This window comes from Lysinibacillus sp. Y5S-8, assembly GCF_036894365.1.
Taxonomy (GTDB): Bacteria; Bacillota; Bacilli; order Bacillales_A; family Planococcaceae; genus Lysinibacillus; species Lysinibacillus fusiformis_D.
The window spans coordinates 765995-778494 of the sequence record NZ_CP145889.1; the positions used below are offsets into that span (position 1 = coordinate 765995).

Annotated in this window: 12 protein-coding genes and 1 other annotated feature; of the genes, 7 read left to right on the forward strand and 5 right to left on the reverse strand. The window is 37.1% G+C overall.

Translation table 11 applies throughout. The features are described 5' to 3' along the window. Position 1: 1 nt before the first annotated feature. On the reverse strand, positions 2 to 991 hold the full coding sequence (gene trpS, locus V6670_RS03540; RefSeq protein ID WP_036126679.1) for a tryptophan--tRNA ligase: 990 nt from the start codon (positions 989 to 991) through the stop codon (positions 2 to 4). 116 nt (positions 992 to 1107) lie between these two features. Beyond that, positions 1108 to 1330 (reverse strand) — a binding site (T-box leader). A gap of 490 nt (positions 1331 to 1820) precedes the next feature. Here trpS and spxA point away from each other — a divergent pair. The 4 genes from spxA to pepF all read left to right on the forward strand — a co-directional run bounded on the left by spxA (position 1821) and on the right by pepF (position 6565). After that, positions 1821 to 2216 (forward strand): transcriptional regulator SpxA, encoded by a 396-nt coding sequence (gene spxA, locus V6670_RS03545; RefSeq protein WP_025116803.1) that lies wholly within the window; start codon positions 1821 to 1823, stop codon positions 2214 to 2216. Between the two features lie 434 nt (positions 2217 to 2650). Further along, on the forward strand, positions 2651 to 3319 hold the full coding sequence (mecA, locus tag V6670_RS03550; RefSeq protein ID WP_036126663.1) for an adaptor protein MecA: 669 nt from the start codon (positions 2651 to 2653) through the stop codon (positions 3317 to 3319). A gap of 255 nt (positions 3320 to 3574) precedes the next feature. Continuing rightward, entirely contained in the window at positions 3575 to 4696 is a 1122-nt protein-coding gene (locus V6670_RS03555; RefSeq protein ID WP_338652646.1) for a competence protein CoiA family protein, read from the forward strand. A 51-nt stretch (positions 4697 to 4747) separates the two neighbouring features. Continuing rightward, on the forward strand, positions 4748 to 6565 hold the full coding sequence (gene pepF / locus V6670_RS03560) for an oligoendopeptidase F (protein ID WP_338652648.1): 1818 nt from the start codon (positions 4748 to 4750) through the stop codon (positions 6563 to 6565). Positions 6566 to 7441: 876 nt separating this feature from the next. On the opposite strand, the gene V6670_RS03565 is transcribed toward pepF, so the two are convergent. The 4 genes from V6670_RS03565 to V6670_RS03580 all read right to left on the reverse strand — a co-directional run bounded on the left by V6670_RS03565 (position 7442) and on the right by V6670_RS03580 (position 10471). Further along, complete coding sequence (locus V6670_RS03565; RefSeq protein ID WP_036126658.1) at positions 7442 to 8254, reverse strand: DsbA family protein; 813 nt, start codon at positions 8252 to 8254, stop codon at positions 7442 to 7444. Next, complete coding sequence (locus V6670_RS03570) at positions 8247 to 8654, reverse strand: hemoglobin (protein WP_004227447.1); 408 nt, start codon at positions 8652 to 8654, stop codon at positions 8247 to 8249. Before V6670_RS03570 ends, V6670_RS03565 begins: the two co-directional genes overlap by 8 nt. 418 nt (positions 8655 to 9072) lie before the next feature. Beyond that, the gene (locus V6670_RS03575; RefSeq protein WP_141904780.1) at positions 9073 to 9855 is read right to left on the reverse strand and encodes a lytic transglycosylase domain-containing protein; all 783 of its coding nucleotides are present in this window, start codon (positions 9853 to 9855) and stop codon (positions 9073 to 9075) included. Positions 9856 to 9883: 28 nt separating this feature from the next. Next, on the reverse strand, positions 9884 to 10471 hold the full coding sequence (locus V6670_RS03580; RefSeq protein WP_036126653.1) for a CYTH domain-containing protein: 588 nt from the start codon (positions 10469 to 10471) through the stop codon (positions 9884 to 9886). Positions 10472 to 10597: 126 nt separating this feature from the next. Here V6670_RS03580 and V6670_RS03585 point away from each other — a divergent pair, with 126 nt between their 5' ends. From V6670_RS03585 to V6670_RS03595, 3 genes are read left to right on the forward strand one after another with little or no spacing between them, the layout of a single operon-like run. Further along, on the forward strand, positions 10598 to 10981 hold the full coding sequence (locus V6670_RS03585) for a hypothetical protein (RefSeq protein ID WP_036126652.1): 384 nt from the start codon (positions 10598 to 10600) through the stop codon (positions 10979 to 10981). Positions 10982 to 11037: 56 nt separating this feature from the next. Beyond that, a complete protein-coding gene (locus V6670_RS03590) occupies positions 11038 to 11709 on the forward strand; it encodes a GTP pyrophosphokinase family protein (RefSeq protein WP_036126650.1) in 672 nt (223 codons plus the stop codon). Further along, complete coding sequence (locus V6670_RS03595; protein ID WP_036126648.1) at positions 11706 to 12500, forward strand: NAD kinase; 795 nt, start codon at positions 11706 to 11708, stop codon at positions 12498 to 12500. Before V6670_RS03590 ends, V6670_RS03595 begins: the two co-directional genes overlap by 4 nt.

Sequence of the window (12500 nt, forward strand, 5' to 3'; positions counted from 1 at the left end):
ATTAGCGACGTGTGCGGCCGAGACCCATTGCATCTTCCATGCGTTTTAATGTAGCACTGGCAATCGCATTCGCCTTTTCAGCACCTTCATCTAAGATGACATCTAATTCAGAGGATTCTACTAAATGATAGAATTTTTCTTGAATTGGTGTTAGATGTTCGATAACAGCTGTTGCAACACCTTGCTTGAATCCACCATAACCAATTCCTTCATATTTTTTGACTAAATCTTCAATGGCTATACCAGAAATAGCCGATTCGATTGTCAATAAATTTGAGACACCTGGTTTATTTTCTACATCAAATGCAACAATACCATCAGAATCCGTAACCGCTGATTTAATTTTTTTCTCAATGTCCTTTGCCGTATCTAGCAAACGGATTGTCGCTTTCGTATTAGGGTCAGATTTACTCATTTTCTTTGTTGGCTCTTGTAAGGATTTAATACGAGCGCCTGCTTTTGGTAATTGAATTTCTGGAATTGTTAAAACGTCACCAAAGCGTTTATTAAAACGTTCTGCAAGGTCACGAGTTAGCTCGATATGCTGCTTCTGATCATCGCCGACAGGGACAATGTTTGTGTTGTAAAGTAGAATGTCTGCAGCCATTAACGGTGGATATGTTAAAAGAGCAGCAGAAACGCTTTCTTTACCATGTGATTTATCTTTAAACTGTGTCATACGTTCTAGCTCCCCGATAGACGCAACACATTGTAACATCCATCCTGCCTGAGCATGCGCTGGCACCTCTGATTGAATGAATAACGTAGATTTTTTAGGGTCGATGCCAGTAGCAATATAGGTAGCTGCCAGCTTACGAATGCTTTCACGTAATTCTTTAGGATCCTGGGCAACCGTGATCGCATGCTGATCAACAATACAATAAATAGCATTTCCTTCGTCTTGTAGTGCAGGGAATTGCTTGAATGCTCCTAAATAGTTCCCTAAAGTAACGATTCCTGTAGGCTGTACGCCTGAAAAAATAGTTGTCATTAAAAGTTCCTCCTCGAATTCAAATTCCATGATGGTTGTCAGCGGCGTTTTGCTCACTTTTCTACCTCACGATAAAGACAAAAAAACATCATGCGTCCTCATTAGATTTTTTCTAATGAAGGGACGAATGATGTTTTGAATCCGCGGTACCACCCAGCTTGCCTAAAAGGCCACTCAGCTTCGTAACGTGAAGGGACGAGCTCTGCTAATAGCTTCTAACAGCGTTCACAAAGCTAACTCGGAAGTCCATTCCACATGTCTCCACGATCTGTTTGCAGCAACCACAGACTCTCTAAACGTGAAATGAACATATGTACTACTCTTCGTCAGCGTTTTTCTCAATTTAAATTATTCAAATTGATTTGATTGCAAAGAATTATATTATAAAGATTCCATTGTGTAAAGTCAGACTTTTGACGGTGGTTTTTTTCGAGAAAAAATTATATGCTTTTTTTGTTGTGTAATTTTGTTATAAATATAAAATTTTTTATTAAAATTGTGTTTAGGTGTACACGTCAAATTGACAATTTTCTCGTTTAATCTTTTTAAATGAGAACAACTAAGATACATGCTTGGATGTTTAAAATGCACTGAAAGTGGGAATGTTAGTAGTAGCACATAAGATAGAAGGAAATACGCTTTATTAAAAGCTGTATAAAGAGACAGAATAATTCGTGACGGGTTCAGTCTTTTTTTATTGGAACTATATTCAAATACAGCTGAGTACTGTATAATGGTACTGTGTATTTTACTTTACATTAATTCTAATTTAACACTTTGGTTCTGGTTTATAGATAATGATTACAAAATGAAAGGATGTGTCAGAATGATCGTAACCCTATTTACATCACCAAGTTGTACCTCTTGTCGTAAAGCGAAAGCTTGGTTAGAGGAGCACGAAATTCCATATACAGAACGTAATATATTTTCTGAGCCACTAAGTATTAGTGAAATTAAAAAAATTTTACGTATGACAGAAGACGGGACAGATGAAATCATTTCTACTCGTTCAAAAATATTTCAAAAATTAAATGTGGATGTTGAAAGTTTACCACTACAACGTTTATATGAATTAATTCAGGAGTATCCTGGTTTATTACGCCGACCAATTATTTTGGACGAAAAACGTCTGCAAGTTGGCTATAATGAAGATGAAATTCGTCGCTTCCTACCTCGAAAAGTCCGAGCATATCAGCTTCAAGAAGCGCAACGAATGGTGAATTAAACCTACTCATTTTGAATAATATATATTGTAGATGTTACAAATGTGGAATGCATGTTGTGACATCTATTTTTTTATGTTTTACTTATGTAAAACCTTCTATATGAAGTATAATAATTGATAGGGAAAAGTCATATATTTCCGTAAAAGTATGTTAAACTTGATTTAAGTTAAATAGTTTACTACAATTTCAATAATTCAAATATCTTCTGTGAAATGGTGTATATCCTTTTCATTTTATGACAGAACAGCATACAATAGAGTTAGAGACAACTGTGAACAAAAAAATTCATGTTTGCGGTTCCTCGATGGTTTTACTGAGTGTGGTCAAAGGTTGAAAAACAAATGCAGTATGAAGGTTAAAAACAAAGAATAAAAGCATACTAATGAAACAAAACTGTTTTTCAGCATATGACAGTGAAGGGAGATGAGGTCTAGTGGACATCGAACGTGTAAATGAAAATACACTCAAGCTCTTTATTACGTATAATGATATAGAGGATCGCGGCTATAGTCGTGAAGAAATTTGGTACAATCGAGCAAAGGGTGAGCAACTTTTTTGGGATATGATTGATGAAGTAAACACGGAGGATTACTTTGATGTAGAGGGTCCGATTTGGATTCACATCAATGCATCTGAAGTAGGCTTAGAAATCATTGTCACACGTGCACATATTTTAAAAGACGGTGAAACATTAGATGGTCATTCGAGTTTTGATGAACACAAAGAAATGTTTGCACCATTCGATGAAGTTGGAGAGGATCTTCTTAGCCAGCTAACTCAACTTGGTGACATGGATGAGTCAGAGTTATTTATGGATACAGACATTTATGTTTATAAATTTAAAGATATTGATGAGTTAATCCCTGTCGCAAAACGAATGACAGATGAATTAGTGGATTCCTCATTATTCAAATATGAAGATTGGTACTATTTAGTTGTTGATTTCGGGAACGCGGATGAGGATTTAAATCGTCATGATCGAAATGCGGTCATCAAGGAATTTTTAACACCATCCAATTTAACCATTCACCGTCTAGAGGAGTACGGTGAAAAGATTATGGAATTTAATTGCTTTGAAACAGTTCGAAAATACTTTGCGTAAGCATTAAAATACCTCATTTTTTAGACTGTAGTAAAACTCGTAAATTTATTGAGTTTTGCTACAGTCCTTTTTTTGCATTCATATTTAAGCTACCATCGGTTAATTGACCAGCGTTGTACAGGCCTCTTCTCATGCTGTGAAATCTGCTGAATGAAGATATATGAGACGGCATTTTTTTAATTTCAAGAAATAATTGCTTAATTTTTGTGAAGGCAAACCAACTCCATTATAGTTGACTAAAAAGGAGTTGATTATATGCTGGTAGCTTATAACAACAAACAGCAGCTATTTCTCCCATATCAATATACGAGGAAAGCTTTACAACGATATAGGCGACAAATGAAATTTTTTTGTCCTCAATGTCTAGAACCAGTTCAATTGAAAATAGGTCAACATAATATTCCCCATTTTTCACACTTCGCCAAAAAGCATTGTCCACAGTTGTTCGCAGAAGGTGAATCTAAACTTCATCTCCAAGGTAAAATGCAATTATTTGAATGGCTCACAAAGCATGGATATCAAGTAGAGCTAGAGCCATTTTTAAAGCAGCTTGCTCAACGCCCGGATTTGCTCATTACAATAAATGATCGTCACTATGCAATTGAATTTCAATGTAGCACAATCTCCCATGAAAAATGGCAACAACGTACAGCTGGCTACGAAAAAAACGATATACAAGTAATTTGGCTTTTTCAAACGCCTCAAAGTAAAGATGCAATCAACGGCATCAGCAAAATTACCATTTCCCCATTGCTGCAAAAAGCGTTTATGACAACTACATCAGGTGTACCTTATTTAATGACGTATAACGCTAGGACGGCCCATTTTACTTATTGGACGAATCTTCTTCATGTACATGGGCATACTTTCATAGGTAAAGTTCAGACAATACCAGTCAATCAACAACACTTTCCTTTTTATATACCGAAGCAAATTACCCAAGAAGAATTTCAACAGTATTGGCAACTTTATAAACAGGCATGTAGGCAATTTGTATCTGCTCGTCTTTTATATAGTAAAAAGGGGGTGCAAGATTTATTTTTACGAAATTGCTATGAATTAAACTTTGCGTTAACTGCTATGCCTTCCTACATTGGAATCCCAGTGAAGGGTGGAGCAGCCATCTCCTTGTTTACTAGTGAATGGCAAACGATGCTGTTGCATTTTAGTAAACAATTAGATCGACAGCCCTTTGTGTTAACGAAGCAGGAGATTCACCATTTTTTAAGTAAGCATCAACTAGAAGTGACAACGCAGGCGGTAAGTGCTGTCCTGTATTATGGACAGCTCCTTAAGCATATGACTCAAGAAGAGCAGTCGCTAGATATTTGTGAGCATGTGTATGTACATTTATTTGCAATTGCCACAATATACTGAGAAAATATGAGAGTAAAAGGAAAAAAGCACATATAAAGGGGGCTGGCATACATGGCTAGTAACAGTAATCAGATTTTGGTTAGAAATGAAGTACCAGCAGATTTAACATGGCGTTTAGAGGATATCTTTGCAACAGATGCAGCTTGGGAAGAGGAATTGAAGGAAGTTGCAGAGCTTGCTAAACAAGCACCGAGCTATGCAGGTACTTTAAATAATGGGGCAGGGGCATTATTAGCAGCTTTACAATATCATGATCATCTATATGAGCGTGCGATGAAGCTCTACACATATGCCCATATGCGCTATGATCAAGATACAACAAATAGCTTTTATCAAGATATGAACAGTCGCATTCAAACATTGGCAACTAGTATCTCAGCTGGACTTTCATATTTAACACCAGAGATTTTAGCATTAAGTGAAGAAACAATTGAAGGCTACTTAGCAGAAAATCAAGACCTACAATTATATAAGCAATCTTTAAAAGAAATTACAATGGCACGTCCACATGTATTACCAGCTGAGCAGGAGGCATTGCTAGCGCAAATGTCTGAGGTAACGGGTACAGCTTCTAATACATTCAGTATGTTAAACAATGCGGACATGGTTTTCCCTTATGTGAAAAATGAAGAGGGAGAGGAAGTACAACTTACACACGGTAACTATATTAAGTTTTTAGAGAGCAAAGATCGCTCAGTGCGTGAAGGTGCATTTAAAGCTATGTATGAAGCATATGGCAAGTTTAAAAATACGTTCTCGGCAACGCTAACGGGTAATGTGAAGAAGCATAATGTGAGTGCTCGTATTCGTCATTATGATTCTGCACGCCATGCAGCCATGTCTAATAACTTCATTCCAGAAAATGTGTATGATCAATTAGTTGAAACAATTCATAAGTATTTACCAGCTATGCAGCGTTATATTTCGTTGCGTAAGAAATTATTAGGTGTAGACGAATTGCATATGTGGGATTTATTTGCACCACTTGTTAAAGAAGTGGAAATGAAAGTCACTTACGATGAAGCAAAAGATATTTTAGTGAAAGCACTAGCTCCATTAGGCGAGGAATATCAAAGCATCGTCCAAAGTGGATTGGATAACCGTTGGGTTGATGTATTAGAGAATAAAGGGAAACGTAGTGGAGCCTACTCATCAGGCGCGTATGGTACGAATCCGTATATTTTAATGAATTGGCAAGACAATGTGAATAATCTATTTACATTAGCGCATGAATTTGGCCATAGTGTTCACAGCTATTACTCACGTAACAATCAGCCATTCGTTTATGGAGATTATTCTATTTTTGTCGCAGAGGTTGCTTCAACATGTAATGAAGAGTTATTAAATGACTATTTACTAAAAACAATTGATGACCCTCAACAAAAAATTTACTTATTAAATCATTGGTTAGATGGTTTCAGAAGTACAGTATTCAGACAAACAATGTTTGCAGAGTTTGAACATCTTATTCATCAAATGGATAAGAACGGTGAGTCATTAACAGCTGATCGTTTAACTGAGGTTTATTATGAACTAAACAAAAAATATTTCGGCGATGATATGATTGTAGATGAAGAAATTGGCTTAGAATGGGCTCGTATTCCACACTTCTACTATAATTACTATGTTTATCAATATGCGACTGGTAAATCAGCCGCTACAGCATTGAGTAAACAAATTTTAGAGGAGGGGACACCAGCTGTAGAACGTTATATTAATAACTTCTTAAAAGCTGGATGCTCTGATTTCCCAATAGAAGTATTAAAGGCAGCAGGTGTTGATATGAACGTTGCTAAGCCGATTGAAGATGCATGTAAAGTATTTGAAGAGCGTTTAAATGAATTAGAAAAATTATTGTTGAATAACTAATTAAAAGGGCGGTGGGAATATTCCTACTGCTCCTTTTTATGTATTGTCCATGTTATTTCAAATGAAAGAATAATGATTTTTTTTGATTTCTAAATAGTTTAAAAGTGTGCATCTTGGAAAAATACTGTTTGTAATCGCTTTCTATTTGACAAATTTGTGAATCTAGTATTGGTTGCATTGCTAAATATATTATTCCATGATAGAGTAATTCTTGTGAAATAAATCACAAAACAAACATACACCCCTTTGTTTGAACGTGAACATTTCTCCCATCCCCTTTGTGAAAAAGAAGCGTCTCTATCGGTCGAGGATAGAGGCGCTTCTTTGTATTTTGCTTTATCCTAAAAAAATATCCATAGAATTTATGTGAAAGGTGAAAATGGATTTCCGTTGCAGGCTACTTGCTTTTCTGTGGGCGAGCGCAAAGCCGCTTTCGCCTCGCTATCCCACGGGAGTCAAGCCTTCCATTTCAACCGATAAAAATATTTCTCTTTAGCAATGGTTTTCAAATAAAGGGAAGATGTTCACTACTCATTTTATGGAGGAGCGGTACGCATCATTTTTCCATATTGAAAATAAGAGCCTATCCTTCCTCTAATTATGCTTGTATGAAAGATAAGGAAAAGACACTTTTGCACATGGTTGTTTGGAGTGGAGCCAGCGTCACTCCTAGGGGATTAGCGTCATAAGTGAGGCCTTGGAGCGAACGCAGCGAGTGAAGCGGCCCATCGGACGCCCCCTGGAATGGACGCTGGCGGTACGGAAATCTACCCCACACTTTGTGAAAAAGTGTATTACTGCTATTGACATGACCTTTTTTCAACAACATGAAAAGGACTCCATCATGAAAGATTGGAGTCCCTGTCGTTTATTGTATTATTTAAGACGCCATAACGTAGCGTGAGTTGTCTGGATTCGTTCGATTTTTTGTTGTAGCATGCGTTTCTTTAATTCACGCTCTGCTGCTTGCTCTGTAAATGAATAGATAAAAGCTATTTCATTTGTAGAAAGTGTATGGAATTTAGAAAATAAGTCCTCTATTGATGGTAATGGCTGACGGACAAGCTGTTCGTTCAGCATTTCTTGTAAAATATGTTCATAAACTTCATAGGAATAGCTACCGCTGACTTTTAGTCCTTCATCTTCAATACATTCATTGAAAAACACGATACTAGGGACTTCGTCAACTTCCATTTCACGTTTAATATATAAATCGCATTGGAAAGCTCGTGCTGCTTCCTTTGAGCCAAAGTCGACAGTGAATTCATTCATGTCTAGTTGAACATCCTCTGCAATTTTTAAAAGCGTTGCATAGGAGTTTACATCTTGGTGGTTTAGTAATACATATTCTTGTAGTTTCGACAAATAGCGTGCACCTGCACGTTTTCCCTGTAGTTCGGCTGCTTTAATAGCAATTGAAGGTAAGACAGGGTGATTAATATCAAGTTCGACTCCCGAGATACAACCTTTGACACGTTTACTTAAGCAGTTTAAAGAAGTAAGCTCTGTGCTTAAAACAAAGCGCCACGTGAAATAGTGGTTGTATTCAAGCTGTAATTTACGAAGAGTTGCTTGCATACTGAAAGCTTCAGGGCAAAGTGGATCTACGAAAATATACAATTCAATAGGCTTGTTTGCAGTAGAAATCGTCGGCGTTGGCTCTTGCAGCAACATTTGAATATTATTCACGTAACAATTCCCCCTCATCGTCATTTGGCGTATTAACCATGTGATGAGCTGTTAATACTAAACGTTGATAATAAGTTTCACGGAACTTCCCTTCTAAACCTACCTCATCCATTGCTTCTGACATACACTCTAGCCAAGCTTGAGCACGGTCAGGTGTAATCGGAAAATTCATGTGACGTGCACGCATCATTGGATGTCCATGTTCCTCAGTAAAGAGATTTGGTCCACCTAAATACTGTGTTTGAAATTGAATTTGCTTACGGGCTGTCTCTGTCAAATCCTTTGGAAAGATTGGAATAAGATCAGGATGCTGAGCCACTCTTTTATAGAACGCGTGAATGAGTTCTGACAGTTTTTCAGCTCCCAGCTCCTCATAAGGAACAGTGTATTTTCGACTCATAGGTTATATGCTCCTTTAATTCTTCTTTATATCTTAAAGTATCATTTTATCGCATTCAGCAAGTGTTCAAACGACTGCTGAATCTAGGACACCTTCAAAAAGCGCTACGCCTGTGGCAATGAAAGTGTTGACACAAAGCCCCCGGCAGATGTCACAGGACGTGACTTTCTTAGGTTAACTTCTACTTTTCTGCTCGGAAAAATCTAGACACACCGTTAGCGGCTATTAAGCCGAAGCGTTATTGATATACTTGTCATCCTCAAAATGTGAATTTCTTGTGACTACCTTCATTCTATCAACGTCTTTTCGTTAACACAAACAAAGAGCTCTTTCGAATTGTTGTTCGCTAAAATAGCACAAATTTCACCACAATGGGTGAAATTTGTTGGAAAATGCATGGATAAAAGGAAAGATGCGATTACACTGTGTAGTAATTCATCACTTTTTTGACATAATTCTGTGTTTCTTTGAAAGGAGGAATCCCTCCATATTTCGTAACGCGAGACGCGCCAGCATTGTAGGCTGCTAAAGCTAGTGTAGGATCATTATTAAATTTATCTAGCATTTGACGCAAATATTTTGCCCCAGCCATAATGTTTTGCTCTGGGTCAAAAGCGTTTGTCACGCCTAAATATTGTGCTGTTGTGGGCATTAATTGCATTAAGCCCTGCGCTCCTGCATGACTCACTACAGTTGGATTAAAATTAGATTCTTGCTTGATGACAGCCGCAATAAGCTTTTCGGGTACCTGATAAGTAGCGGCAGCTTTTTCGATAATAGCGGCATATTGATTGGCTCCTGTTAGTGAATTGGCGTACGCTGTAGAGCCTATAACATCATCTGAAACATAAGAATCAAGCTTTGTGCCAGTATAGTTGTTTGCTAAAGCTTGTTTGACAGATTCAGGGATAAACACAGCATTAGAGCCTTGATAAAGCAATGATTCGAGTGAGTTACCTTCTGAATTATTGGCTAACATTGTCAGCTGATTGACGAAATCTGAATGATTTGCTGTTCCAGAAGCAAACAAGCTAGACAATTTGGCATTGCTTGCTGTCGATGCTTCTCCTAATAATTCATTAATCATGTCAGAAAAAATAGAATTATTGTCTGTCAGATTGTTTGTGGATGCATTTTCGGTAGCTCCAAGTGTTTGCAATGCTTGAATTTCTAGTAAAGATTTTAGTGATTGAATATCCAAGGAGTCAGTCACCTTCCTTTTTATACTATTATGAATTTTGTGCTTGTAGAGCTTTCATAAAGCGGGCTATTTTTTTATCTGTAGCCTGTTTTTTAATTCCGTATTGCTGTAAAAATTCGTCGAAAATTGTATTTCCTTTTATTGCATCTTTTGCTTCATATTCTACCTCATAATCGTCGCACTGCAAATAGTAAGAATGGTCAAAAACAAGAAGCCCCTCTTTATAAGGAATTTCGACACGATCTGTAGTGAGTGAGCCAAATACTTGTAATTGTTCTAAAGGAATGCTGTGGCTGGCTAATTTTTTTGCTACTTCTTGAGCAAAAAAGCCTTTACCATCAAGCATTTGCTGTGCCTGTACTGCAGTTAATTCATCTGTTGTTTCAAGATGAGCATGCTCGGTATTTTTCTCTTTGAGTGTACATTCGTAATAATCACCAATTTGTCTAATTCGCAGCCCGCTTTGCAGTTGACGAATGGCCTGTGTAGGTGTGTCAAAATAATGATTTACTTGTCGATGAATAGCATTTTGGCTAATGTGGAAGTCTTGTAACAATTGCTCGTATTGTTGTTTTGTTAATAGATTTTTAAACTCAATTTCAATTTCTTGTGTCATTTATATTCACCTATTTATTTTTTTATTTTTCATTCGTTGTTTCGCTTGATTTAGTATTTACACACTGCAACTATTTACCCTGTGTGATAAAATAAGAGGAAGAGTACAACGAAAAGGGGAACCGCAGTGCGTAAAATTTATACAATAGAAACATCGAATTTTGAACAAGATCAACTTCATTTTAGTTTAAACGACAATGAAGTAAATTTACAGTTAAAACCTGCTGGACAACTCATTGCAGATTCAGATGAGTTTGCATTTATTTATTTACTTGATGCAGGCGAAGACTATCATTACTTGCGTTTTCCACCGAGTAGTTGGGAGAATCTTGTACATATTTTACAAAAAAAGAAAGATCCAATACTACGAATAGGTGAAGAAGAGATTGAACTGACAAATTTCTACGATGAATTGGAAATGCTCGTGTATAATATTGAAGGAAATTACAATTACGGGGCGGAATTTGTCCAAACAGTGGAACAACACTTTCAGGCAATTCTTGCTGAATAGAAAGACAAAACGAACAGACGGTGGTGTTCGATACCGAATGTCGGGAGGTTTTTACAATGGGACAATGGGAAATATTTTTAAGTCCTTATAAACAAGCAGTAGACGAGTTAAAAGTAAAATTAAAGGGCATGCGTTCGCAATTTGGTATTGTTAATGCCAATTCACCAATTGAATTTGTAACAGGACGTGTTAAGCCTTTAGCAAGTATATATGATAAAACATTAGAAAAAGGATTAGCTTTTGAGCCCTCTAAACAACTTGGTGATGAACTTGGTGATATCGCCGGCCTTCGGATTATGTGTCAATTTGTTGATGATATCGCAACGGTAACAGAGCTTATTCGTCAGCGTAAAGATATGCGTGTAGTGGAAGAAAGAGATTATATTACACATAATAAGCCAAGTGGTTACCGCTCCTACCATATGATCGTGGAATATCCTGTTGAAACGATTCAAGGAAAAAAAGTAGTGTTAGCCGAAATCCAAATTCGAACACTAGCCATGAATTTCTGGGCATCTATTGAGCACTCTTTAAATTATAAATATAAGGGCATGTTCCCAGAGGAAATTAAAAATCGCTTACAAAGTGCAGCAGAGGCAGCATTTCGGTTGGATGAGGAAATGTCATTGATTCGTAGTGAAATTCAAGAGGCACAGGCCTACTTTAGCGAATACAAAGAAGCATCGAATCCTAATTTACTAACAGAGAAGGAGCGTGACGCCCAATGAAATTTTCGATTCAATCACGTAGAGATGCACAATCTAACGAGCTAATGGAGCTAGCTAAAACTTATTTACAGGATTTTGGCTTAACTTATGATGAGGAAACACCAGAAATCGTTGTTTCTATTGGAGGAGACGGCACGCTTTTGCATGCCTTTCATCGATATTCTCATTTGTTAGACCAGGTAGCATTCGTTGGTATTCATACGGGGCATTTAGGGTTTTATGCGGATTGGAAGCCATCTGAATTAGAAAAATTAGTTTTATCCATTGCAAAAAAAGACTTTAATGTTGTGGAGTATCCACTTTTAGAAGTAAAAGTAGAGCATCACAATGCCGATTCGAATACGTACCTAGCGTTAAATGAAGCAACAATCAAATCGCCAGATGTAACACTTGTTATGGATGTCGAGTTGAACGGCAATCAATTTGAGCGTTTCCGTGGAGATGGTCTATGTGTATCAACGCCTTCTGGTAGTACCGCTTATAATAAAGCACTTGGTGGGGCAATTATCCATCCTACATTAGCGGCACTACAAGTCACTGAAATTGCATCCATTAATAATCGTGTTTTCAGAACAGTAGGATCACCATTAATATTACCAGCACACCATCATTGTGTGTTACGTCCGGTAAATGAACAGAACTTTAATATGACCGTCGATCACTTGCAAATTACACAAGGTGATGTCAAGGCTATTGCATTTAATGTAGCAAATGAAAAAGTACGTTTTGCCCGTTTCCGACCATTCCCATTTTGGGAGCGCGTGCATGAATCTTTTGTCGCTAATGAATAA

Coding starts and splice junctions, on each gene's coding strand:
- V6670_RS03570 (WP_004227447.1), bottom strand. CDS start 8,654: ATGAGTCGAAAATACACTGTTCCTTATGAGGAGCTGGGAGCTGAAAAA.
- trpS (WP_036126679.1), bottom strand. CDS start 991: ATGACAACTATTTTTTCAGGCGTACAGCCTACAGGAATCGTTACTTTA.
- V6670_RS03580 (WP_036126653.1), bottom strand. CDS start 10,471: ATGACACAAGAAATTGAAATTGAGTTTAAAAATCTATTAACAAAACAA.
- V6670_RS03590 (WP_036126650.1), top strand. CDS start 11,038: ATGGGACAATGGGAAATATTTTTAAGTCCTTATAAACAAGCAGTAGAC.
- pepF (WP_338652648.1), top strand. CDS start 4,748: ATGGCTAGTAACAGTAATCAGATTTTGGTTAGAAATGAAGTACCAGCA.
- V6670_RS03595 (WP_036126648.1), top strand. CDS start 11,706: ATGAAATTTTCGATTCAATCACGTAGAGATGCACAATCTAACGAGCTA.
- V6670_RS03555 (WP_338652646.1), top strand. CDS start 3,575: ATGCTGGTAGCTTATAACAACAAACAGCAGCTATTTCTCCCATATCAA.